The organism is Muribacter muris, from assembly GCF_004569585.1.
GTDB classification, from domain to species: Bacteria; Pseudomonadota; Gammaproteobacteria; order Enterobacterales; family Pasteurellaceae; genus Muribacter; species Muribacter muris.
This window is the reverse complement of record NZ_SPPA01000023.1, coordinates 13,347-36,642: the sequence shown is the minus strand read 5'-3', so window position 1 is coordinate 36,642 and position 23,296 is coordinate 13,347. Positions and strand designations below refer to the sequence as shown.

The 23,296-nt window shown below is 44.8% G+C and carries 35 protein-coding genes; 2 read left to right on the top strand and 33 right to left on the bottom strand.

What is annotated here, in order from left to right:
* Positions 1–16: 16 nt before the first annotated feature.
* The 11 genes from E4T80_RS10005 to E4T80_RS09960 form a co-directional block, all read right to left on the bottom strand.
* Complete coding sequence (locus tag E4T80_RS10005) at positions 17–703, bottom strand: phage antirepressor N-terminal domain-containing protein (RefSeq protein WP_135058006.1); 687 nt, start codon at positions 701–703, stop codon at positions 17–19.
* A 289-nt stretch (positions 704–992) separates the two neighbouring features.
* The gene (locus tag E4T80_RS10000; RefSeq protein ID WP_135058004.1) at positions 993–1,559 is read right to left on the bottom strand and encodes a hypothetical protein; all 567 of its coding nucleotides are present in this window, start codon (positions 1,557–1,559) and stop codon (positions 993–995) included.
* Between the two features lie 107 nt (positions 1,560–1,666).
* A complete protein-coding gene (locus E4T80_RS09995) occupies positions 1,667–3,058 on the bottom strand; it encodes a hypothetical protein (RefSeq protein WP_135058002.1) in 1,392 nt (463 codons plus the stop codon).
* Between the two features lie 9 nt (positions 3,059–3,067).
* Positions 3,068–3,922, bottom strand: a complete 855-nt coding sequence (locus E4T80_RS09990; protein ID WP_135058001.1) for a glycoside hydrolase family 24 protein — start codon at positions 3,920–3,922, stop codon at positions 3,068–3,070.
* Positions 3,923–3,980: 58 nt separating this feature from the next.
* A complete protein-coding gene (locus E4T80_RS09985) occupies positions 3,981–4,466 on the bottom strand; it encodes a hypothetical protein (RefSeq protein WP_135057999.1) in 486 nt (161 codons plus the stop codon).
* 37 nt (positions 4,467–4,503) lie between these two features.
* Positions 4,504–4,899, bottom strand: a complete 396-nt coding sequence (locus E4T80_RS09980) for a hypothetical protein (RefSeq protein WP_135057997.1) — start codon at positions 4,897–4,899, stop codon at positions 4,504–4,506.
* Positions 4,871–5,158 carry a type II toxin-antitoxin system RelE family toxin gene (locus E4T80_RS09975; protein WP_135057995.1) on the bottom strand — a complete coding sequence of 96 codons (288 nt, stop codon included), beginning with the start codon at positions 5,156–5,158 and terminating at the stop codon, positions 4,871–4,873. Before E4T80_RS09975 ends, E4T80_RS09980 begins: the two co-directional genes overlap by 29 nt.
* On the bottom strand, positions 5,155–5,409 hold the full coding sequence (locus E4T80_RS09970) for a type II toxin-antitoxin system Phd/YefM family antitoxin (RefSeq protein ID WP_135057993.1): 255 nt from the start codon (positions 5,407–5,409) through the stop codon (positions 5,155–5,157). Before E4T80_RS09970 ends, E4T80_RS09975 begins: the two co-directional genes overlap by 4 nt.
* Before the next feature lie 63 nt (positions 5,410–5,472).
* Entirely contained in the window at positions 5,473–5,805 is a 333-nt protein-coding gene (locus E4T80_RS09965; protein WP_135057991.1) for a hypothetical protein, read from the bottom strand.
* A gap of 2 nt (positions 5,806–5,807) precedes the next feature.
* Complete coding sequence (locus E4T80_RS12815; RefSeq protein ID WP_167740718.1) at positions 5,808–5,981, bottom strand: hypothetical protein; 174 nt, start codon at positions 5,979–5,981, stop codon at positions 5,808–5,810.
* 80 nt (positions 5,982–6,061) lie between these two features.
* Complete coding sequence (locus E4T80_RS09960; RefSeq protein ID WP_135057989.1) at positions 6,062–7,693, bottom strand: hypothetical protein; 1,632 nt, start codon at positions 7,691–7,693, stop codon at positions 6,062–6,064.
* Between the two features lie 69 nt (positions 7,694–7,762).
* Between E4T80_RS09960 and E4T80_RS09955 the strand changes: the two genes are divergently transcribed.
* Entirely contained in the window at positions 7,763–8,092 is a 330-nt protein-coding gene (locus tag E4T80_RS09955; RefSeq protein ID WP_135057988.1) for a type II toxin-antitoxin system RelE/ParE family toxin, read from the top strand.
* On the top strand, positions 8,079–8,360 hold the full coding sequence (locus E4T80_RS09950) for an addiction module antidote protein (protein WP_135057986.1): 282 nt from the start codon (positions 8,079–8,081) through the stop codon (positions 8,358–8,360). Before E4T80_RS09955 ends, E4T80_RS09950 begins: the two co-directional genes overlap by 14 nt.
* 3 nt (positions 8,361–8,363) lie before the next feature.
* Here the strand turns inward: E4T80_RS09950 and E4T80_RS09945 are convergent, their stop codons facing one another.
* The 22 genes from E4T80_RS09945 to E4T80_RS09840 form a co-directional block, all read right to left on the bottom strand.
* Entirely contained in the window at positions 8,364–8,768 is a 405-nt protein-coding gene (locus E4T80_RS09945) for a M15 family metallopeptidase (RefSeq protein ID WP_135057984.1), read from the bottom strand.
* A complete protein-coding gene (locus tag E4T80_RS09940; RefSeq protein ID WP_135057982.1) occupies positions 8,755–9,090 on the bottom strand; it encodes a phage holin, lambda family in 336 nt (111 codons plus the stop codon). The genes E4T80_RS09945 and E4T80_RS09940 overlap by 14 nt, the downstream gene beginning before the upstream one ends.
* Positions 9,080–9,274 (bottom strand): hypothetical protein, encoded by a 195-nt coding sequence (locus E4T80_RS09935; protein WP_135057980.1) that lies wholly within the window; start codon positions 9,272–9,274, stop codon positions 9,080–9,082. Before E4T80_RS09935 ends, E4T80_RS09940 begins: the two co-directional genes overlap by 11 nt.
* Complete coding sequence (locus E4T80_RS09930; RefSeq protein ID WP_135057978.1) at positions 9,271–9,978, bottom strand: phage adaptor protein; 708 nt, start codon at positions 9,976–9,978, stop codon at positions 9,271–9,273. Before E4T80_RS09930 ends, E4T80_RS09935 begins: the two co-directional genes overlap by 4 nt.
* Entirely contained in the window at positions 9,975–10,625 is a 651-nt protein-coding gene (locus tag E4T80_RS09925) for a phage adaptor protein (protein ID WP_135057976.1), read from the bottom strand. Before E4T80_RS09925 ends, E4T80_RS09930 begins: the two co-directional genes overlap by 4 nt.
* Positions 10,626–10,808, bottom strand: a complete 183-nt coding sequence (locus E4T80_RS09920; protein ID WP_135057974.1) for a hypothetical protein — start codon at positions 10,806–10,808, stop codon at positions 10,626–10,628.
* A 54-nt stretch (positions 10,809–10,862) separates the two neighbouring features.
* Complete coding sequence (locus tag E4T80_RS09915; RefSeq protein ID WP_135057972.1) at positions 10,863–11,450, bottom strand: hypothetical protein; 588 nt, start codon at positions 11,448–11,450, stop codon at positions 10,863–10,865.
* A 10-nt stretch (positions 11,451–11,460) separates the two neighbouring features.
* The gene (locus tag E4T80_RS09910; protein WP_135057970.1) at positions 11,461–12,423 is read right to left on the bottom strand and encodes a hypothetical protein; all 963 of its coding nucleotides are present in this window, start codon (positions 12,421–12,423) and stop codon (positions 11,461–11,463) included.
* A 41-nt stretch (positions 12,424–12,464) separates the two neighbouring features.
* Positions 12,465–13,412, bottom strand: a complete 948-nt coding sequence (locus tag E4T80_RS09905) for a hypothetical protein (RefSeq protein ID WP_135057968.1) — start codon at positions 13,410–13,412, stop codon at positions 12,465–12,467.
* Positions 13,413–13,502: 90 nt separating this feature from the next.
* Positions 13,503–13,784: a hypothetical protein gene (locus E4T80_RS09900; protein ID WP_135057966.1), complete on the bottom strand. Its 282-nt coding sequence runs from the start codon at positions 13,782–13,784 to the stop codon at positions 13,503–13,505.
* Positions 13,784–13,966 (bottom strand): hypothetical protein, encoded by a 183-nt coding sequence (locus E4T80_RS09895; protein WP_135057964.1) that lies wholly within the window; start codon positions 13,964–13,966, stop codon positions 13,784–13,786. Before E4T80_RS09895 ends, E4T80_RS09900 begins: the two co-directional genes overlap by 1 nt.
* Before the next feature lie 25 nt (positions 13,967–13,991).
* Positions 13,992–14,435, bottom strand: a complete 444-nt coding sequence (locus E4T80_RS09890; protein ID WP_135057962.1) for a hypothetical protein — start codon at positions 14,433–14,435, stop codon at positions 13,992–13,994.
* A 41-nt stretch (positions 14,436–14,476) separates the two neighbouring features.
* Positions 14,477–16,006, bottom strand: coding sequence for a hypothetical protein (locus tag E4T80_RS09885; RefSeq protein ID WP_135057960.1), 1,530 nt, complete (start codon positions 16,004–16,006; stop codon positions 14,477–14,479).
* A gap of 43 nt (positions 16,007–16,049) precedes the next feature.
* The gene (locus E4T80_RS09880; RefSeq protein ID WP_135057958.1) at positions 16,050–16,949 is read right to left on the bottom strand and encodes a hypothetical protein; all 900 of its coding nucleotides are present in this window, start codon (positions 16,947–16,949) and stop codon (positions 16,050–16,052) included.
* Between the two features lie 4 nt (positions 16,950–16,953).
* Positions 16,954–17,202, bottom strand: a complete 249-nt coding sequence (locus E4T80_RS09875) for a hypothetical protein (RefSeq protein ID WP_135057956.1) — start codon at positions 17,200–17,202, stop codon at positions 16,954–16,956.
* Complete coding sequence (locus E4T80_RS09870; RefSeq protein ID WP_135057954.1) at positions 17,192–17,995, bottom strand: hypothetical protein; 804 nt, start codon at positions 17,993–17,995, stop codon at positions 17,192–17,194. Before E4T80_RS09870 ends, E4T80_RS09875 begins: the two co-directional genes overlap by 11 nt.
* Complete coding sequence (locus E4T80_RS09865) at positions 17,992–18,270, bottom strand: hypothetical protein (protein ID WP_135057952.1); 279 nt, start codon at positions 18,268–18,270, stop codon at positions 17,992–17,994. The genes E4T80_RS09870 and E4T80_RS09865 overlap by 4 nt, the downstream gene beginning before the upstream one ends.
* A gap of 1 nt (position 18,271) precedes the next feature.
* Positions 18,272–20,200, bottom strand: coding sequence for a hypothetical protein (locus tag E4T80_RS09860; RefSeq protein WP_135057950.1), 1,929 nt, complete (start codon positions 20,198–20,200; stop codon positions 18,272–18,274).
* A complete protein-coding gene (locus E4T80_RS09855; RefSeq protein ID WP_135057948.1) occupies positions 20,200–21,732 on the bottom strand; it encodes a hypothetical protein in 1,533 nt (510 codons plus the stop codon). The genes E4T80_RS09860 and E4T80_RS09855 overlap by 1 nt, the downstream gene beginning before the upstream one ends.
* On the bottom strand, positions 21,719–22,159 hold the full coding sequence (locus tag E4T80_RS09850; RefSeq protein ID WP_135057946.1) for a hypothetical protein: 441 nt from the start codon (positions 22,157–22,159) through the stop codon (positions 21,719–21,721). Before E4T80_RS09850 ends, E4T80_RS09855 begins: the two co-directional genes overlap by 14 nt.
* 5 nt (positions 22,160–22,164) lie before the next feature.
* A complete protein-coding gene (locus E4T80_RS09845; RefSeq protein ID WP_135057944.1) occupies positions 22,165–22,521 on the bottom strand; it encodes a hypothetical protein in 357 nt (118 codons plus the stop codon).
* Positions 22,522–22,599: 78 nt separating this feature from the next.
* Positions 22,600–23,250, bottom strand: a complete 651-nt coding sequence (locus tag E4T80_RS09840) for a KilA-N domain-containing protein (protein WP_135057942.1) — start codon at positions 23,248–23,250, stop codon at positions 22,600–22,602.
* Positions 23,251–23,296 lie beyond the last annotated feature (46 nt).

The window sequence follows — 23,296 nt, the reverse complement described above, 5'->3', positions numbered from 1 at the left end:
ATTGCATTTTTGCAAATTAGAAATTGGCAATCCGTTTTGGCTTCGGCTCTTCAAGCAAGCTTAACATTCCTTTGACGAACATTATCCGTTCGCTCTTAGCGTGAATGTATTTTTTGGCTTTATCAAGAGCGTTTTTTGCGGGGTGGTTCAGATTATGCAACAAATGCCCACCTAGCTCTTTATCAATACTCTGCTTTAGCCAGCGGTGATCGACATCGTGTGCCAGTACGGAAAACTCGTGAGCTTCACTCAAGCTGTGAAACAGATTAACGATAATGTGTAATGCTTCTTCGTCTGCTTCCACCTCCGCAAGCGGTAGGTTCGGCTGCAGATTTTGCAAACGTTCGGCTTTGCCCTTAAACCAGTAATCCGCTAGGGCTTGGTAGCACTCTTTTTTGTACATTATCAGTGTTTCTCGGATTTCAGGTTTTACCCGTTTAACATCAATGCCAAATAGCCAGCCGTTGAGATAGTCGATAGGGAGGCAAATCATTTCTCGTTTCTTACCATCTTCTGCAACTATGATCATCACGATCATAGTTGAACCTAACACTTCATCACGCTTCAAACGTGCTAATTGTGCCTCCCAAGCTAAACCGATATTCTCGCAAATTGGCTTCATTGCCGTATAGAAAATACCGTCTTTTTCAAACGTAACTAAAGATTGGTTATGGAATTGGATTGTTGAGATTTGTGTAGTCATTTTGTTGTTCCTTTTTGATAGGATTTCCCCTAATTTAATAGGGCGGTCGAGAGCTCAAAACTCGCAACAAATCGAGCGGACTTATTCCCTTAAAGGTATTGTATTAGTCGCACTCTCGACCATAGATTGAAAATTATTTATTTTTGGATCGCAATCTTATGGGTAAAAAGAGAAATTGCAGATACAAAAAAATCACGCTGACGGGGTGAATTTCCGTTTGTTGTTAGGCTTTTGAGACCTGTGTTAAGATGGTAATCAAAAAGCCCCTTACGGTCAAGGGGCTATTTAACTATTTTAAAATCTCTTTCGCATATTCGCCGTAAGGATTAGCGTATTTAGTAAATGCCGCTATATATTTTGCATTGAATTTCTTCTTTTCTTTTTCCTGAATTTTTGAATGATATACATTGTACATCACTCCTAGTGCCTTTCCTCTGTTAAGAGCTAAGAAATCTGTCGCCACATCAAATCCGGCAAGACGATCAGGATCTTGTTCTTTACTGCGGTATTTCTCAACAACCCCTTTGTCGAGCGGATAAATTGCCATAGAAAATTCTAGGCTAATTCTCTCGATTTGTTCAGTAGAATAGCCTTGTTGTAAATATGTTCTATTCCAATCATTTTTGAAATTTTCAAAGGCTTGAAATCTTTGTATAGGTGTAACATTCGGAAAAGCCGCCATTTGACGATTAAAATCCTCTGCCTGCTTTATTCCAAACCCCGTAACATCTTCTGTTGGCTTTGCCATAAGATCAAAATAGGCTTTTTGTTCCGGTGTCATTGAAATGCTATTATTAACAGAATATGCCTTTATAATAAATGAATATAAAAAAAGAAATATAATCCACTTTTTCACAACAAATCCTCTCGTAAATAACTTTTCCTAATTCTATATGACAATGCTACACTTTGCACTTATTTTCGAGAATAAAAAACGCACAGAATGTATGTGCGTCCTAACTATTAACGAAAATAACCTCTGACACCTATTCCGTAGTCATCTAATATCTCTAAACCACGTTGTTGCATTTGAGCAACTTTCGGATCTGCCAGTAATGCCCTATTCCGTGCTAACGCTTTCTCTCGCTCAATCCGCTTCGTTAGTATATTAAGCGTCTGTTCCGGAGAGAAAGTCCCATTTTGTCTATACTGAAACAGAGTTTGTGAAATGTCCTTAAGGGCATCATCTACCGCAATACCTTTGGCTTGTGCATATTGATTAACTAGTGCCAAATCGCCGTCTGTTAGGTTGTACTGTTTAATGTAGTCCACAGGTACTGGCGTAGCTTGCGTAGTATTGGTAGGCATATCTCCCAATGCATAAGGTACTTGTATATTAGCTTGAGTGTTAGCTTCCGAAGATACCGGCATACCGGGAAATCGCACACTTAACGATTGTAATGATGTTTGAGTAGAAGGCTGACTACTAGATTGGGGTTGCATTACGTTATTATGCCCCATTCCTAGCGACTGATAACGAGATAAAATACGTTGCCCTGCTTTCAACTTCTCCTCCGGAGACATTACCGTATCAGTCTCAAGTGCCGCAATCTCTTTGTTATATTCCAATATCAAATCCTGTCGGAATTTTGAGTTATCTTTCGGCTGTGGTGGTTGTGTCCCTGTTGCATAATAGCCAAGTACCTCTTTCGGCACAGTGCCAATAACCCTGCCACTTAACGTATCCACTACTTGCCCCTCATTGTTTAAAGTTGTGTCCGAAAGCCCCGCTGCCGCTCGTATTTCACTCGCATGTTGAGGACTAATGGCAGCAATATTATTCGCCTTATCTTGAGCAAATTTCTGTGCAGGATCTAAAAATTGATACATCAACGCAGGATTACTTTGTGCAATACCTTGTCGAAGAGCCGTTATTTTCGCTTGCTCTGGGGTGATAATTTCTCCCGTTAAAGGGTCAATCATATTTTTGCCTTGCCAATTAATATAATCTAACTCGCTCTGCGCTTTCGTCCCTTGTAAGTTATGCGTTGCCGTATCAGAAAAATAACCTGCTATCTGTGCTGCTCGCCGTTGTTTTTCATTTGCGACAATATCTCCATAACGAGAAATATCATATGCGGCTTGTGCAGGAAGTGTCGCAATGTCATACTTGGCTTTGGCAATACCCGCTTTAGTTTCATAAGGGGCGAGTTCAATGTTCTTCTTGTTAAGGGCATTCATTGCATCGACCCGATACGCCGAAGTCGCTAGGTTCTCCCTGTTCGCCCGATGTTTTTCGGACGTTTCGGCAAAACTGTTGGCTATCTTAAACGCATCTTGCCAGTTGGTTTGGTCGTTGAATTTGTCGTTGAGGTTGTACGACTGTTGAATTTTAAAGATGTCTGCAATGGACATAATAGTCTCCTAAGCGGTTTGATCGTAAATCGATTTAATCATCTCGCCGAAATAATCGGGGATTTTGCCTTGTGTACTTGGGGCAATGCCAAATGCCGAGGCTAATTGCTTAGAATAATCCGGCTTCTCGGCTGGTGGCACTTCTGCTAAGGTCGGTTCTGCCTGCGGTGCAAAGGCATCTAATGTACCGCTAAGCTGGTTAAAGCTGTCGGTGAAAGCTGTGAAAGAATCGATGGCATTTTTCGCATTAGCTTGCGGTGATAATGATGTTGGTTGCTCAAACGAAGCTGTTGATACTGAATTAGCAAGGGTATCAGGGGAAAAATCTTGCATTGGTGATTGCCACTGTCGATCTTGCTGGGGTGTTGATTGCATTTCATAAATATTGGTTGCATTTGGATCGTTCATTAATTGCAACCATTTCCGATTGATATCAGAATAAGATTTTTGGCTTTGGTGCGGACTTTTATTATCCGGTAAACTTGCCCAAATATTACGAAGTTTATAATTCGCTTTGGCAATATCACCGTTAAGAATATCTTGCATTGCGCCTTTTTCCGCAATCAACGCTAGGGCGGCTAAATCCTGAGAACGCTCGCCAAAGTCTTTAAAGCCAAACTGGTCTTGTAATCTTTTCCACGTTGAGGCTGTAAATTGATAACGTCCTGTCGCTGTTGTTGCCCCATCTCCTGTTCGCCCCCAAACTTTATTAGGATGTTGAGATAAATCATCTATTCGCTTATTGCCATAAGTTGTATGGTAGCCGTGCCGAACGCCCTCCGCATAAGCTAATAAGTCAAGATAAGCACGACTATTCTTGTGTTGATAAAATTTTTCTAAATCTGCTAACGTGATTTTTGCCATTATTTACTCCAAAAAATAAAGCCTGTTATCACTAACAGGCTTATTCAGTTACATTCAATTAAAAGGGAGAACGCACGGGCTTATCCCACTTATCATCCAATTCATCATAACTTTCCACTAAATCGGTCGCATATTGCCCGACCTTATCGCAGGCATTTTTGCCTTTTAACGTGGTCGTTTTTGCATACTTTTTCAATGCTATTTGATATTGTTTATCTAATTCATCAGGCAATTCACCGGACAAAAAATCTTCCGCGAGAGATTGTGGCATCACATTTTGAGCTAATCGCATTTTCAATTTTAAATAATGAGAACGTTTTAACCGCCCGTTATTTTCGACATCGTCCCACCATCTATCTAATACGGTAATACCACGGTCTGATGATCGATAAATTTCAGGGAATAAGCATTTATTTAAATTATTATCTTGAATAACAAAGTTTTTAAATATGCCAGCGGTGTCTTTATTCGCTATCAATACCGACATTTCAGCATTGGCAAAACCCGTAATCAATCCCAATAAAATAAGTAGCCGTTTTTTCATATTATTTTATTCTCCATTTCTACTAGGCCTATTTACGTTATTTGATTGGACGACAGCTAAAATCGTATGGGTCATCTGCATTCAACTGTTCTGCCCATTTAATGCTGTCGGTACACAGTTTTCCTGTTTTCTTATTAACTTCATAGCTCATCAGTCTCGGTGCAGTATCCGGATCACCGCCGCAATTTTCTGTGTGATTTTCTCGCACATCAATGCCCCAATAGACATCGGTTGAGCCATTTTCCATCAAGAAAACACAGGCTTTCGGTATATTAAGCAAGCGGTTTTTCTCCACCGATGTCATCACTAAATCCATTGCCTGATCAGCCGTTTTAACCGATTTTGCCATTGTCGCAGAACACGCCAATAAACCAAATAGCAACGGTAATTGTGAGAGTGTTATACTAAACCAATCTCGATTGTGCTTTATCATATACATTGCTCCTTTCCCGTTTACCTACTGCGATGACTTTTACCACAATACGTTCATCAAGGACTTGATAAACTAATCGATAGCCTGAATTGCGTAACTTAATTTTATAACAATCCTTCATTCCCCTTAATTTTGCACTTTCAATACGAGGGTTTTCTGCTCGTTCCCGCAATTTTTCTGCAAACTGTTTGCGCAAATCAATATCTAATTTACGAAATTCCTTTTCGGAAGAGGGAATAAATTCTATCGTATAAGTCATTTGAGTAAATCCGCTAAATCTACCTCATAACTTTGCTCGTGTTGCCGCTCTTCGACTATTCGGGTCAGCTCGGCATCATCTGCCAGCTCCATTAAATACTCGTAAACACGCGGCGGAACACAATAAAATGCCGGTTCATTACGATTTAAAATCGCAATCGCTTCTCCACCAGCAGCATTGAATGTTGCCATTGGATTTGTTTTAAGTTCAGTAATACTGGCAACGGTATTCGTTAAAATGAGACTTGGCATAAATAACACTCCTCTTTTTAGAGTGCTATTTATCGCTCTTTTTCTCGGTTTTGTCAATCCAATTTACAGACTCTCCAGCACAATGTTCACATACTCATCAAACCCTTTATCCCCGTGGGTTAAATCAATAAAACGGTTAATAAACGGCTTGGCAACAAACAAAGGATTGTCCTGCACCAGTGCCATTACACACCCGCAGATTTTGCCGTTATTCCGTGCAGTAAACACTTTGATTTGAGTGTAGGGCGTTTGCCCCGACCAGACTTGGAAAAAGTGCTGCCAGCCGGTACGAAGCTGGGCGGTTTGGTCATAATGTTCGCCCACATAACTAAACAGCTCTGCCAGAAGTGTTTGAGACTGGGCAAGGTTTTCAAGACGTTCTAGTTGATATTGCATTTTTACCACCATCTGATTGCATTGACTAAAGGCGTTACTGCTAACATCAAGACAGCTAAAGATACGGTGATAATTGCGATACCGATCGCAACTTTTACAAAAGGACTGGCGTAAGTTTCCATTTCTAATCCCTCTTTTGGATGTATTTTCAGTTTGGTTTTGCTATAATGACTCAAATTTTGTTCCTTTTAAATCTCGCTTAATTGGAATAAAAAAGCCGAGAACTTGCGATTCTCGGCTTTTATTTTTTCGTTTTTTACTCTATCCCTAACTCCGCCACGCTGGTGGCAATGTGGTATTCCGACACCTCTCCCGTGCCGCTGATTTCCACCTCAAATTGCAAGGTCGCATAGCCGCCCTTTAAGCGATGCGGGCGACTGTCCGTGATGATTTTATCGCCGAGGATAACCGGTTCTGGCACCAATTCGCCCCGATGGCGTTTGTAAGCGGTGTGTTTCACGCGATTTTCGGCAAAGTCTTGCACCAGTTTATAAGCGGTCATTGCCGTATAACCGGGTAAGGTATTTAGCCGTCCAACCCAGCGGAACGGTTTCCAATCCTTGCCTGCGTTCCATTGGTATATGCCGTCTTGGGTAGCAAAGAATAATCCGTCTTGGTCGCTACGCCATACTGCGCGCGGACGAATAGACAAAGTCGTGAGAGTGTCAATTTGGGTCTCCTCAAAAATACTGTCAGGTACTTTAAAGCGGACACTGTGGGTTTCAGTAAAGCCGAAATAATAGCCGTCGTGAACCACGCCAAGCATCGTCCAAGGGGCGAGGGCCTGCCATTGGTCTTGGGTATAAAGGGTGGCGGTAATCACTTTCGATTGATTGCCGGCAAGCATCGCAATCCCGTCTTTGGTCGCATAAAAGCACGCACCGTTGTACAGACAAGCTGACTGATAGCTGATAATCGGGTGCGGTTCTTCCAACACCGAAATCTGCCGGCAACCTGGCGACCGGCACGGGCTTTCCATTTCAATCACGGCTGGGTAGCTGTCCGTTAAAATATAACCTGCCCGTTCGCCGCACAAAAAACGCATCGGCTTCCCGTTAAAGCGTCCGTAGCGGTAGGCTTCGGGGAACGCGTGGGGTTTGAGCGGCTCGGACAACCACAATTCATTGCCCACCAAGCCGCCGATTTGACCGTTGCCGCAATATTGTAAATCACTGATACAGTCGTGCGGCGCTTCGTACTCTTCTGTCAAACACTCTTCGCCATAGACAGTATGGGGCTGATGAAGATAACTGCCTGTGCCAAAATTGATTTCGTCCACAAACAAGAAATGAGCGTCATACTCCGCTTTCGGGTCGCCATAATCTAACGGCGTTACAGCACAATATACCCGCACCTTTGCAATGTTGTATGTGGGGAAATTTGTAGGAAAGCCGCTTAACATCACCGCTTGGTCATTGTGGGCGTAAATCGGCTCGCTCGGCAAACTCGGTGCAGATTCAAAGCCGAACTCGTCCACCAACGTATAAATATATTGGCGTAACTCTTGGTTGAAATCTTGGCTTAATGTGCCGAGAAACTGGGCCTGCGGCGCAGGTAATTCGACCGGAAACCCCAGCCGCTGCCATTCCCCTTCGCACCCTTTGCGAATGACCGGATAATCCTCTACCCCGCTGGCGATAAGGTAGCAACAGTCGGTCTCAATACGGGAAAATGACGCTTGGCAATTCTCACTGGCTAAATAGCAACACTGATCCACAAAAATGGATTTGCCGGTTTTCTCGGACACTTTCTTATCCGTTCGCCACGGCCGTAATGTGCCACGGGACAAATCCACATCTTCCGCCACCTGCGCCATTGCTTGATGCAGGTTTTGCGGTGAACGACGTGGCGCAATACCGCCGAATTGGGTGAGTTTTAAACTAGGCATTTTTTATCCTTAGTGAAAAAACTTGATTTTTGTAGCCAAACGATTACACTCATTCCAAAGGAGAATGCAATGAATATCATTGAAACAACTGTAATCTTTGATGAATGGCTTAACAGCCTAAAAGATTTACGAGCCAAAATGCAGGTTGTTACCCGCATCCGCCGTGCTGAAAATGGTAATTTTGGCGATCATAAACCGTTGCCTAATACTGGTGGTATAAGCGAGATGCGATTAGATATTGGTAAAGGTTATCGCATTTATTATGGGCAAATTGGTGAAATCACTTATATCTTAACCAATGGTGGCGATAAAAGTAGCCAACACACTGACATTGAAAAAGCAAAAGCACTATTCGCTCAACTGAAACAACAAAAGGAGCAACAAAATGATCGAAACTAACCGCTTTGATATTGTGAAATACCTAGACAGCGACGAAGCGATCGCACTCTATCTTAATGAAATTGCAGAAACTGGCGACACTAATGATTTTATTGTCGCTCTTGGTGATGTCGCTCGAGCAAAAGGCATTGCCGATATTGCACATAAAACAGGGCTTGCCAGAGAGAGTATCTACAAAGCATTAACCAGTGGCTCAAAACCTCGCTTCGATACGGTTATGCGAATTATGCAAGCTCTCAATCTTAAACCACATTATGCAACCGCATAATAGTTAAGGATAAACCGCTTTCAGCAATTCAAAATGCGGACCGTCATAGAATGTCTCATCATCGGAACGCCCGTTTCTGTTCCAGTCTCCCCCCCAACGGATTGGGATTTTTAATTGGCGACTGGCTTCAAACATTACTTTAGCCAGCTCGCCAAAGGCCGTTTTATCATGCCAATCCAGCGGATACGGCACGATATCAATGGCGTGCCCGGTTAAATGACGGCTGTTGAGCGTTTTAGTCGCCCCTTGCCTCAAGAGCTGTTGCTGACGGGCTGGGGTACGCAATCCCTCAATAACGGTAAAATCCCGTTTGCTCAAGGTTAAGGCAAGGCGAACCACTTTCACTAAATCGGGGTGGACACCTTGCAGGTTATCTTCGCTACGGCGGCTGAATTTAAAGTTGGTCATCGGGCATTACCCCCTTTTTGCGTAAGTATTTGAAAATAATTTGGCGAATAATACTGGTGCCGAACATACCGATCACTGTCCCAATCGGGATAATCAATTCGTTGGGCAAGCCATAGTGCTTTAACATCGGATTGACCGAATAGACAATCAGGCTACACAAGCAGGCTTCCACCAATACCCGCCGCCACGTGTCCTTTTTATCGTACAAAAACGACTTAAACAGGGACGAAAAAAAAGCGACCAACACACCGCAAATGACAATGTCGTGGGTCGCTATTCGGGCATAAATGATAGCCCAAATATCAGGGGTTTTATCCGGCATTCTCTGCCTCCTTTTTACACTCGCATCGTTCGCACCGGGTTGCCAGTTCGACAATCTGTCGTTCAATTACCCGTTCAGCCGGTCTGTGTTTGGCTAATTTTTCACTTAATCCGCCCGCTTGCGTTTGGCTGCATCGGCAGGGCTTGCATTTTTCAAGCACTTTACAACGGCTTGATGGGCTCATAGTAATCCTCCATAGGCTAATTTTTGTGTGCCGGTTTCAAACTGACGCATTGTGTCAATTTTGGCTTGAGCAATGCCTTGTTTAAAACGGGTTTCGTAGAACATTGCCATCTGCGGGTCGGCAAACTCATACTGTCGCATTAACAACAAATTCGCTAATGCCCCATTGACCACCACTTCGTGGTAGCGGTCAAACAACAACTTATCCACTTCACACGCATTTTGGGTGGGCATTGCAACATACTGTACAAACAACCGGTCTTCTCCGTCTGCTTTGGGGGCTTTCGTCAAAATCACTTTATCCGGCGGTTCAAAACTGAATACATTCGAGCGGCAGGCTTTCAATGCCACAAAGCAAGACGATGACGCACAACCACAGCGGTCTGCCCCTTTGCCATACTGCACTGAATGGATTAAATGCACCTGCTCATTATCGCCTGCGTGAAGATAGTAATCTCGTACCCCCGCCTGTACATCTAAGTGTAGCTCACGTTTGAGTAGTCGGCTTTCACGGGCAAGGGTCATTGCCGCCTGACGCAGATATTCCAACGCAACATCGTCCGGCACACCTTTTGCGACAAGGGTTACTCGAGGTAAGAACTCATCTAAGCCGATAAACTCTACGTCCCGTCCGTCATTGTCGGCACAGGAAAACACCGCAGCCTGTTGTGTGCCGCATTTAGGTTTAATGCAGTTGCAGCTCATCGCTTACCTCCATTACTGTTCACCGGTTGATGCAAGACCGCCTGTCGCCGAATCTGTTCCTTCAACATCACATTACCCTGAAATTGTTTAAAGTACATCGCCGCTTTTTGTTGGCTGGTCGCACTTTCGGTTTCAGCACTAAACAGGCGGTACAACACATAATCCAGTAGGGCGGCATAATGCCGATCGTCAATCTCACTGTTTTCATCAAACGGTTCAGGCTTGACCGCACAGGTTAAACGCAGATAGACCGTTTCATTCGGGCTGACCGGCGGCTTCACGATAAATTGATTGGCGCTGTCTTTCACACGAGAATACGCACGGCTATCCGATTTTTTGCGCTTGCAATTTTTCTTGCCAAACGCCCCGCTTGCCTCGCTGTTTTCTTCTTTCGTTTCTGCCTTGAAGTTCCCGTGTGCATCGGTTACAGCATCGACGGAATAGAGAATATCGCAACAGCACGGTTGTTGTAGATCGCTTTCATCTAACTTTGCCACCACGCTTTTGACAAACGCCCTTGGGTTTAAAGCATAGAGTTCGGTTTGTGCTTCGTTGAGATAATCTAAAATCAACGGGTCTTCTACTCGGTCTGCATCAATATCGTTGTAGTCATAACGTACACGCAGAATAAAATCGGCGACATTCATTTAAACAATCTCTTGTTCGTTATCGGTTTTGCCTTTAGCCGTTTTAGATTTGCTCCCGCTCTCAAAGGCAACAAAGGCCGTTTTTTCAGGATTTTTCATCATATGATCGGTCATTGGATCATTGACCGTCATTTTTAAGCCGTTTTCTTTTGAGACGGCCACACTCGGCGTGTATGTGTTCATCACGATTTCCTTTAATCAAAAAGGGCGAACATCTCACTATTCGCCCTGTAGGTTTTACATCATATAGCCTTCTTGCTCAAAGCGGCGGGCGAACAAAATTTTCGCGTCTTGTAATGCCGTTTTGGCTTTCGGCAAGGCTTTAATCACCAAGACCACTGCATCAACTTTGGCGCTGTAACCTTTATCAATCAGCATTGTCCACTGGGTACGCTCTTGTGCCGTGTCGGTATCAACCGTTTCCGCAGCTTGCGATTGTTCAATCTGATGACGTTCGGTGTAGGTCGAAAGATATTGTTCGCCCGATAAATCCAAGCCGTTGACCGTTTTCAGCTCAAACTTAAAGCCAGCAAACCCTTCACGTAGATCGACAAACAACGATTTTAAATGACTGTGGTTAGGCTGTAAGAAGAGCATCAGTTCATCGCCCACGTTCAGATCTTCTGCCGTTTTACCGTAGCGTAAATCCAGCATTTTGAGATACTGTTTCCATTCCACTTTATCACGGTAGCCATAGCCGCCGTCTGAACGTTGATCCGGCTGTAACCAAAGCGGTAAGCCGTTTTCATCAATATCGCAACAGTCTGTACACCCTTTGCCGAATTCAGGGGCGTAACCGCCCCGTGCTAAATTATAACGTGCCATTTATACCTCCTTAGTCAGTAACAACCGCTGCCACAGCGATAGATTTGTTGGTGAGTGCCGCCACGTCAAAACGGTAGTTACCCAATAAGTAAATATCGTTTAAGTTTTTATCCCACTCTAAATAATCCAGTGAGATTGGGGCGGCAATGTGTTTCGGATTGACCATTAATACATAGTTAACGGTTTTACCGTCTGCCCGCTTGTAACTTGGCAAATTCAGGGTGGCATAAATATCCATACCTAGCACTGGGTGAGTAATACCGGAAATCATCGGGTTGCTTGGTAAGCAACAGCCTGCCCCTAATGCCGATTGTTCACTGCGGATTTTATTTAAGAACGCGGGGGTAACGACTACTTTCAACTGATTACCGCCACAGGTCGAGCCGTTTTCTTGAATGGTCTGCTCCATCAATGACAGCAGTTCCATTGCAGAGACCCCACTTTTACCGATATTGACCGGATTAACGGTATCGCCCAGCATAATGTTTCCACTGACCGCACCGGCTTTATTGCCTGTATTCAGCTTGTGAGCCGACGCCACTAACATCGCAAAGCCGTAACGTTCGGTATGACGGGTCAGAGAGTTAGCGATAGAGCTTTCATAGCCTGTCTGAATCATACCTTCCCAACGTGAACAGTGCGCAATGGCTTCATCACGTGAGAATTTCTTTTTGATTTTGACTTGTTGGCACATTTTGATCGTGCCGGAACGGAACGGATCGTCAGGCTCCCACTCTTCACCGTTCCATTGTCCACCGGTAAAATCGCCGATCTCAATATCGGTTAAGATATGGTAATGGGCTTGTTGGGCACAGTTTAAGCCTAAGTTATCAATATCGTATTCTTGATTGACGATATGTTGTAACACAGAACAACGGGTGGCTTCACTGATAACAATATCCGTTGCACTGTCGGGGATATACAATCCCTGTCCTACACCGCCGTAGTCGGCGGTACGAGTAATGGATGCCATTGGTTTTCTCCATAAAAAAACCGCTTGCAGTTTGCAAGCGGTTAGCTGTGATCAAATTTTTGCAAAAAGGCAATCATCTCATCGGTCTTGCCCTGTCGTTTGAGCATTTCCTTATGTCGAATGTCTTTTGCCGTCATCTTCGGTTTTGCCCCGCTTGTTTTGACTGCCGCACCTTTATTAGGTGGTGCGGTAGTCGTTTGTTGGGGCGGTTGTTTAGATTGATTAAACTCATCCAGTAGCGCACGGATTTTCGGCACCAGTGCCACGTTTTGGGCTTGACCGGCTTGGCTGATCAATGTCATCGCATTGTTGCCGAGATAATCCACTTCTTTCCCGTATGCCCAATCGGTAAATTGCGCATCTTGCAATAAGCCGTGAATATCGGGCAGTTGTTCTTGTACCGCTTGTTGCCATTGTTGGGTTTTCAGTTGAGCGGCGTTTTGGGCTTGATGTTGCTCAAACTTTTCTGCCACGACTTTATTCACATCGGGCATTGATTGCGGTTGCCCTTTGAGATAGCGGGCGAGTTTATTGCCAAGCTCGCCACCAATGAACGAGGAAAGCTCCTCTAGCTCGTTATCACTCCATTGTTCCGCCGTTGCCGTTGGCAGTGGGGCGGGCTTTGAGGGTGCTGTCTGCGAGGCTGTTTGTTTGGCTTTCAATTCAGCCAACTCGGCTTCGGCTCTTTGGCGTGCTTCAACTTCAGCCAGCAAGCGATCATTCGTCTGTCGATGATGTTCTTGCTCTTTGCGTAGCCGTCCTTTCCATTCGTTGCCCTCCTCTTTCTTAGCCGGCTCTGACGAGCCGGTTTGCGAGGGTTCGGTAGGCTCAGTTTGAGTCTCGTCCTTATCCACTTCCCCTTGGGAATTTTCGACTGCCGGTTCTGCTTCGCTTGGTTGCGTGTCCTCTTTTGCAGTGGCAAGCCGTTTACGCAGATAGGCAGGTAAATAAGGGTTATGCGGGTCTGTTGAGTTCGTGATTTCTTCCATTGGTCATTTCCTTAAATGAGGTGGAAATCTCCCCTCTCCTGCTTGTTAGTCAGTAGGAAATAAAAACATTAAGGGGAGATGTACCGAGCGTTAAAGCCTTGGGCTTTCCGTTGTCGGCTGAGGTTGTGGGGCAAAGAGTTTGCCCAGTAATTCGGTTAAGGTGTGTGCGGCGTGCTGATAGTCAGAACGGAGTTCGGTATCTAATTCAATTCTCGCCTTGGCGTTCATTACCTGCACTTCCGCACATAAAAAGGCTTCCAGACAGAATGAAAAGCGGTCGTGTTGAGAAAGCATTGCTCTGAGTTCAATTAACTCTTCTCGACTGGACGGCTGATAAATCTGTCGCCATTTCGGTTGGTCTTGCTGTTTCATCAGCGACTGCAATCCGAACAGTTCGTTGGTTTTTGACCGGTTTTGTTCGTCATACTGCCGCCGAACATTTGCCCGCCGACACTGGCGGTGGAATCACGGAAACGCACTTGCCCGTTTTGCCCAAAGCCTGTTTGGGCATTGACTTTATGCTTAGCGTTCGCCGTTGGTTTTAAGGTTGCCATTGTGTTTCTCCTCTAAAAAAGCGGCTTACTTTCGCTCGCCGCAGGGTTTTCTTAACACCGGATCGTCATAATGTTCCAGTGTGATTTCGTGATTGCCGTGATACTCAAAATAATAAACCCCGGCATCGTCAATATGGATAGCGGGGTCTTCATCTGTGAGTATCACAACTTGGTGACACCGTTTGTACGGCATATGGTGTGCATTCACCACCGGATCAGGCTCAAGAATGCAAGGGCAGCATTCCTCATCACGCAATGCCCAGTTCGGATTACCGAGGGATTGTGTGCGTGCCATATGTACCGACACGGTTTCACCGGGCATTAGTCCCCACGCAATCACCCGTTTTGGGTATTTGCGAACATCGATATTGGTCGAAATCGGGAATAATGTATTGAGGGTGAAACGGGGTTCGATGGCAGTTTGAGGCTGTTGGGTAGTAATGCGGGTGTGGGTGCGGATATTGCCCATTGTTCTCCTTGATTGAAGTAAAAAATAGGTTAAGTCTATTATCAGGTATTACCCTCTGTAACCATTGAATAGGAAATATCGGTTGTAGGGGCTAATACCACTCTGTCTGTGGCATCAGTTACCCACTGATATACTTTATCTACAACCCATTGTCTTTCAGTAGGGGTTAAGGCAAGTAAACTCAATGTTTTACTTGCCAGCATACCTGTATTCCAACCAGATGGCGAAATAACATATTCTTCAAAGGTTAAGTTTGTATGGTATAACCGGCTTAATGTAATAGCCCCTCCTGACTGAGAGTGCATACCAAAGATACCTGTTCGATATAATCCTTTTGCATCTTTTGCTTCAAGTAAGTTTACCGAGCCATTAGTTCGAGATCTCACATAATTTAATGACTGTCCATCCGTGTCTGTAACAGTCGGACGATTTCTTGTTTCTAAAGTAAAAGCAGTAACCGTCAACGTCCCCGAACCGCCTACATTGATTCGATTTTGAGCCATCTCTGCCAAATCTCTCTTTTGTGCTTCCATATTCTCAAGAGAAATAGAGAACCCTAAATCATCTACAAAGTGGATACCATCGAAGACCACATTCGTATTATCTCCAATAAATATGACTGATTTATCATAAAGATTTACCTGAGGTCTACCTGACATCTCTTGATGAGGAAATTTAAATGGTTTAATACCTTTAAAAACAATCTTTGCAGAACGTTTCTCTTCGACCGCATATCGTCTTGCCCATTGAGCATCTACTACTCTAGGGTCTTCGTTAAGCGATCTGTCTATTTTCTCCCCGTAAGGGTAAACCCTAATGGTACCGGTTTTAAATACAATTTCTTCTTTGCTTCTATCTACAATATGTTCTACTTCCTCTTTAAGGTAAATAGAGACTATAGTATTAGCATCGTTACGGGAAAGGGCTTCTTGAATAGTTTTTAAAGGTTTCGCTCTTGTACCAATATTTTCGTCAGAGCCATTCTCATAATCCACAAACAAACTAGGATACTTCGCTTTCTGTGTTACAGCTAATCCCTCATCGGTAACCTTTAATAAATTATCCGCCGCAGGACTGACTTTTACTTTTAAGAGGGCTGAACCACCATTACCCACAATGGTTTTTTGGTCGGTCGCGACAACAGAATCTCGAATATTCTCTGTTGAACCATCAGTATAGGTAATAGTTACCGAGCCATCAGGATTCGCTGTCATCGCCTTGACTTGTTTACCCGGCCGAGTATTCGCATTAGCCAACACTTTAGCGACAATCGTGTTAAACACCTCATCACTCACGCCCGAGCCTTTCAACTTCAAAAGAGCCTCTGATAAGTCATTTTTACCGGCAATTAAATCACCCTGTAAACCATCAATCTGTGCTTCCAGTTCTTTAATCCGTCTATAATTACCCTCTTTATCTGCTTGAGCTTTAGCCAATAATGCGTCTTGCAGGGCTTTTAATTTAGCATTATGCGCCTCTAATGCACGTTGTAATTCTGCCTCATTGCTGGCAATTTTCGTATTTTGAAAATCCTGCAAGGGCTTCAATTGCGCACACGTTACAAATGCCATATTTTTCTCCTATAAAAAAGCCCCTAATGAAAGGGGCTGTATGTTACACGTATCCGGGCTCATCTCCAGAAGATGGAGGTGGCGTTAATTCGGGATATACTACATCATACATTGCTGAATCTAGCCACCCTACTCGTTGGTGAGACTCATCAACAAGGGTTATTGTAAAGTGTTCCATTTGTCTGTCATAACCTTCACGAGAGAAATCCCCCTCACCCACCGCTGTGTATGTGTAATTACCGTTTGCATCTACATCGTTTAATACTAAACGTAAATCTGTCGCATTACCCTCTACTGCAACAAAAAAATGGCTCGGTAAAGTGGATTGTTTCACGTCTTTGCTAACAGTCATTTTCAAACCACTGTCGTTTTTCACCTTGAAGGTACCTAGAACTTTATTTGGAGAGCTACCTTCGGAGAAGGATGATGTAAACACAAGCCCAGAAAGATTCGGCTGTTCAAGAATATAATGATAACTAAAAGACGGGCGATTAGCCTCATAAGCTAAATCTTGCTTAAAGGCATTAATCTTCGCTTCATCAAATTGGAATACATACCAATTTGTTCCTTTGATACGACCTAAATTTGTCGGTTTCAGCGTTTTCGTAGAATCTGTAGAAGAAATCTCCATATTGAATTGGACATTTTGTGTTTCACTAAAGATCGGCTCAATATCCAGTTTAAAGATTTCCGCTGCCGGTACACGCAATTCATTGTCTTCTTCGCCCTCTTTGCGAGTGGTTAGCACAAGTTCATTTGTTGTCTCATCAAAGCGAGCGTCTGCTAAAAAGCGGTCTGCCATTGTTGCCGGAATAAACTCGGCAATATCAATTTCAGCCGTTTTATCTCCCAGTGAAACGCTGAGTTTTGTCCCGTTACGAGATAAATCAATATCAGTTGTGTCGTTATCGTGTGTTGCGACACGAATTTTAATTCCCGCCATTATTTTATTCTCCTGTGGTTAATGGAAAGGCTTTGAACAGTGCTTCATCTTCTAATGAATGCACGGTGATTAACTCGGATTTACCCACCTTATCCGCTAATGCGGCTTGTAAGGTTTGAATTTCTGTAGTTTGTGCGCTAACTTTTTGCGCTAGTGCCTCAACTTGTTGCATAAGCTCAGTCGGCACTGGTGAGCTTGAGCTGCTACACCCCATTTCGTTTAAGTAATTTTCATAAATCGGTTTAACTGCCATTTTTACACCCCGTCAGTAATTGTGGTGCGGTCGCAGAGTTATTGACGGCATAACCGACAATATCGCCGCCGCATTCTTGAATCGGTAACGTATGCCCGTCTCCCGCTTGTGGGTACGCATAACCGTGTAGCACACCCTCACAATCTCGGATTTCAACGGTCGCATCCGGATCACGGGGTTCACTCGGGTGGAATAAATACCCCATAAATTGCGAACCGCAACACGCCTCGTCATCAAGGGTAATCGGTAACGGCACGCTGGCATAGTAGCCACACCGTTTCGCTGTTCGCGTCCAACGCACATTGCCGCAGTTAGAGATTTCCTCTTGCTCGACAAAATGCTGGTTGCAACGCTCTGCACCTGTGGTTTCCCACGTTTCATCAAGGCAAACGCCGCAGGGTTCAATCCCCTTTTCCTTATCGTCAAAGTGTGTGCCGTCCACCGGCTCAACCTGTACGACTAAGTCTGCACTTTCACTGCCATTAACAACCGGAATGTAACTGCCGGCGTAAGGCATAATGATCGTGTTACGCTTCAATGTCAGACTTGGGTTGCACTCACCGATTTGATAATCGACCGCACTCGAAAGATGAGCAGGTTCGGGGACAAACAAACAACACCCGTCCCGCATATAATTCGGTTGCTTGCTGCAATATTGCACTCGTCTAAACGTTACCGTATCTTTGCCGGATAAACCAAAGGCAGTTACTCGAACTGCCTTTGAAACGGAAAACCCGCTAACATCTGCGGATTGCAGGTTCACAATCGTGATGACATTTGGCTGACAACTCATCGCTCACCTCCGAATAATTGCTGATGTAAACCGTCCACAATGTGCAAAAAATGACGGTAATCAACCCGCTTGCGTGGAGTAAAAATCATCGGCGGCTGCCACCACAGCACTTTATAACCATTGTGCATTCCGCCTTCGGTAAAAGTTTGCGGGCGTTGCGACTCACCAAACTGCACATCACATACCCCTTTTTGTACCCGAATCACCGTACCGTAGCCGTAGCGGTCGTGCCACACTTGATCGCCTTGTTTGACTTCATCTAAATCAATCTTCACATTAGCCTAAGCTCCTCTTATCTACCAGCCCGTCTGTCGGGCTGACCATTGGATTGGGATTAACCTGCATATTGCCGCCCGACAGATATTTGTCGGTATCAATCCCCTGTGTTTTGAAATACTGCGCCACAATATCCGCATACATCTGTGGTGGTATTCCCCCTTGTTGTGCAATTTGACTTGCTTGCGGCACAAGCCCTGCAAGTTGTTTTGCTTTATCCAACTCAGCTTTCAAGCCCAAAAGCCCCGTTGGGATAATTTTGGCATCGGCTTTCACACTGTCATCATCACCGACTAAATTGCGGGCGTATAACAGCGTTACCGCCGGACGTAAGAAAAATTCATCAATGTTATAGGCACAATCTTCCAAACCAAGCACGGCATTGTCGGTCATCATTGCCAGACCGCCTAATGTTTGCCCCGCCCCCTGTAAACCCGCATTGCCGTTTAAGAAAGACGGCAAACCGCACTCGTCATCGGCAAGGCGGATTTCATTGGTCATCTGATTGAATAACAATTGGAATGTCGGCTGAATATGGTGCTGGCGAATCCCACTATATGCCGGATTTTCACGATGAGGATTGGAATACACCCTCGTATAAGGGGTCATCACCACTTCATCAGGATTGTCAAACGCCCCCGCATCAATTTCCAGCATCGGGCCGGCAGAATACTGCGTATTTAACATCATTGCGTATTGGGTGCGGTTAATCGAAAGCTGACGGTCGTAAATCATCATACCGACACTCACCCCGTAGGGTTCGCCGGCAATCCGCTTGTAACCGGCAGAAAAGTAAGTCCGCTCGCCTTTTGGATGAGCAACAATCTGACAACGGATCACCCGACTATTACAGACCTCAATATCCGCATTGAAATAGTCGTACTGCTCACTCGCTTTGAGCTTTACGCCGTACTCTATCAAGTCCGCCCCGCTCACGAGCATTTGGCAACGCAGAATAGCAACTTCATCATCGTGTAAATCGGTCAGAATGGTCGTGTTGTCTAATACCGTCCCGAGCCAGTTATCATCGCCCTGCTCAAGAATGTCTTTCAGCACCTCATCAAGATAACCGAGCTGTGCATTACCGATGAAGCCGGCAAGCTGTGCCTTGCTGCGTTTGGCAAGCTCAATAAAGTACGCCCCGTCTTGTGCCGAACTACTGTCGGGTGCAAAGTAGGCATTTTTCGGGTGGATACGGCGGAAAGTCGGGCGGATAGTCGTCTCTTTCACAAACTTGTTTTTCTGCCACACATAATCCGTGACCGCTTCATTCTCATAGCCCAATACCATTACCGGATAAAGTGCCACATCAAAAATGGCTTCGGCGATCGCTGAACTAAACCCTCCGTCCACTAACTGATCTTTAATGAGCGTTTTCATCTTTTCAGTTGCATCTGCGGCAATCGTGTTTTCCACTTCCCGCAGTTTTGCTTTTGCATTTTTGGCAAGCTGTCCGACCGCTTGCGCGACTTGCGGCAATAAAAAACCGTTTGAGCCAATTAAGGCATCAAACGGCAAATTATGGCTAATCAGCGTATTTAGCAGCTCGGCTCTCACCCTTTCCAAGCCTTCTTCCTGCTTATCTTGCGGCAATTCAACAATCGGTGTCGGCGCAATGTTAAACGGCGGTGATTGCGGATTCACATATTTAGACCGCAAATAACTTGCCGTCATATTGGTTTTATTCTGAATCAAGCCAAAATAAGAGCGCATATTCTCACGCCCTTTCAACTCTTCGGCTTCGTGGATCTTATGATAGGCATTATCCAAACGGTTTAGCCAACTCTCCACACTTTTCCCCAAGACTTTGTGCGAGCTGCGGAAATCTTTTGCTTGACGGAAATTCGCCAACACCCGCTCGGCTAATTCATCATAGACCGCTTCACGCTCATCTTCATCTTGGGGTAAATCAATCTGTTCATTTTCCATTAGACATTCCCTACTAATGCACTCCCGCCACCGGTTGCCACCCGCCGTAAGCCTTCGTACTCTTTAGGTTGCTCGGCTTTCGGCATAATATGATTAAGGGCAAAGGTAAAAGACAGTGCATCGGCTAAATCTGGCGAACTGTTTAAGTTCGCTTTGCTCTGCATTTTCAGCCGCCGAGCACTGTCGTATTCCGCTTTCAGCATCAGCAAATCGCTTTCAAAAATATCACTATCAGGAATATCTGCCCCGTTATCCAGCCATTCGCTCATTCTGTCCCACATTTCCGCCCGCTTGTTGAAGTAGGCTTCCGAGTTATCGGCTTTACGGCTGGCTTTTACATCCATTACCCGATCTTTATAGCCCAATTCAACCAAGCGATCATAAATGCCTAAACCTAACCCCACAGCATCGACAAACATCATATCGACTTTATATTCATTCAACACATCGACACAACGCCCGACAATTTCCATCGTATCCGGACGTTTAAACCGCCACGCTTTCAACACTTTACGCCCCTGCCGTAACACGATCGCCGTACTGTCTTTACCACCGGCAGCAGGATCAACGCCACAGACTAACGCCCCGACACCGCCCATTGTCGCTTTACGGGCTGCACGCACGGCATTGACATCAATAAACGCATTATCAGAGGAGCGAAACGCCTCTTCCGCCACAATCGGATACTGTTCGGCAAATTGGGCGGTTCGCTCTTCAGGTGAGCCTTTAAAGCCCTTAATCTTCATCTGCCGCCACGCAAGCTGTTCATCATCAATACCGTGTAACCGTTGGTATTCCCGTTCTTCCGCTGAAAATTCAACGCCTGTCGTATCAGCACGGTATTCCTGCATCGCCGTCCACGGATAGAAAATCGGGACAAACTCGTTTTCACCCCGCACCGCTTCTTGCCACGTTTGGTAAAAATATTCGCCGATACCGTTTGCGGTACTCTCAAGAATAATCATCGAGCCATCGCCGGTCGGTACAGTTTGCATTACCCCAAGCGTCATCTCTTCTTGGTAGCGGGAGCGGGAGACTTCCGACCAATGTAAGCATTGAATCGTTGAGCCGTGTCCGACATTCTTACTCCCCGCCGTCGCCGTTTTCATTGCACTGGAAATAGATGTGAAAGCAAGCTCATTGGCATTATCGCGACTCGCCTTTGGTTTAAATTCATCAGGGCAATGATCGTAGTAACAACGGCTCATCTCAAACAGTTCTCGTGTCGCACTGTCTAAGTGGGTCAACACCATTGATTTTGTACCGGGGTAGAATGTTGAACGATGAAAGAAACGGGCATTGACGAACGTGCTAATCCCCATTTGTCGGGCCTTCAAAATAATAAAACGGACTTTGCCCTTCATTCGTAGCGCATCTTCAATTCGCTCATTCAAATCAAGCTGAACGGAATTCAGCAGAAAGGGTTGCAGACCTTGCGTCTTCGTGCGGATTTTCAAGCATTTCGCCGCATAAAACGGGAAATTTAGCCGAAATTCATATCTCAGCTTATCAATGACCTCACCCTGTCCCATTGTTTAAATTCTCCAACCAATCGCTGAAATCACTTACTGCTTTCGTGGCTTGATTTTCGGTACTTGCTCCTAAAGCCAACCGTGCAATCGCTTGCGTATCTTTCATTGCACCGGTTAAGGCTTTCAGAGCCATTGGGCTGTCAATTTGATGTAAGAACTCTCGTGCCTTTTGCCTAAACTCATCAGCCAGACTGACACAATCATCATCAAATTTTGCTAATGTTGCCGCACGGTTATTGACAATATACTCGGTCGTTTTCGATCTCACTTCGATCTTAAGGCGATCTCGTTCTTCCACCCATTTCCCTAGCGAAACTTGTCTGCGTAACGTACCAACAGGGATCGCATTTTGTTTTGCAAATTCCTCAATCGATAAAGTCGATGTAATGAATTGCGTTTTAATCGTTTCCCAGTCGTATTTCGCCATTCACCTTACCCCAGTAGATAACCGACGATACCGCCAAGCAGTAAACCGCCCATAATCCGATACCCTAGGCAACATTGGCAGTCAGTACCATAGGCAAACAATAAGGCAGCCTTTTTCAACTGCTTAAAAGGAAACGGTAATTCATCAACCGGTCTTGCACAAATCCACGCAATCTGCTGCCCGTCAAACTTGTTCTCGGCTTCTTGCACTTCAAGGATTTCTTCATAGTCATTAGCATAATGCAAATCAGCCCGAATACTTTCCGCTAAGGCTTTCGCTTCTCGTACACTGCCTGCCCGAATAGGGCAAGAATGCACCTGCCCCTCGTGAATAAACTTAAATAGAAAGTGATACTGTTTCATTTTAACTTTCTCCCATAATAAAAAACCGCCTGCAAGGTTGCCCTTACAAGCGGTGAGATGATTAAACTTTTTTACACATTAAATTGAACTGCGTAATTCCCCCTGACGCAACTCGTGGAGAACATTGTTCCAATTATTTATATCCCATTTATCCGTTTCAATAGTCGCTGTTTCCCGAACGATAATCTTGCGAGCTTGCTCAAGTGTCCGCTTATATTCCGTTACCGAGCCATAGACTGCCCCCGAGAATTTTGACCCCATCAGCTCAACAGGTTTGTAAAGCACCGCTAAGATATTCCGCATACGCTCTGCTGCTTTCCATAACCACGCTAGTGAACGTAATTCATCTTCCGTCAGCGTTATATTGAATGTCTTTTCAGGATTAGGTAATGCTAACTGATGTTGAGCGACTTCCCCACGGTGCATCGCAATAAACGCCCGCAACACCACTAAATGGAATTTAGGGCTGATCCAAGTCGCATAGGCAAGGGCGAGTTCTTCGCAAGCGTATGTGCCTTGAATGTTTTTACCTCGTTTAATTTGGAACACCAAATCTGGTGTTCCAAAATCCTTTTGAATTTCACTAATCAATTCTTGAGTTTGTTCATTCCGCATAAAACGGAATGGAGCGTGCTTATCTTCAGAACCACTTACACGGTGAAGATCGTTTAAAGAATAAAGATTGTCTAATTGACGAACGGAAGTGTTTAGGATAGTTAAATCTGACATACTGATTTCCTTCTGAAAGAAGCCCTAATTTTGAGTTAGGGTGATC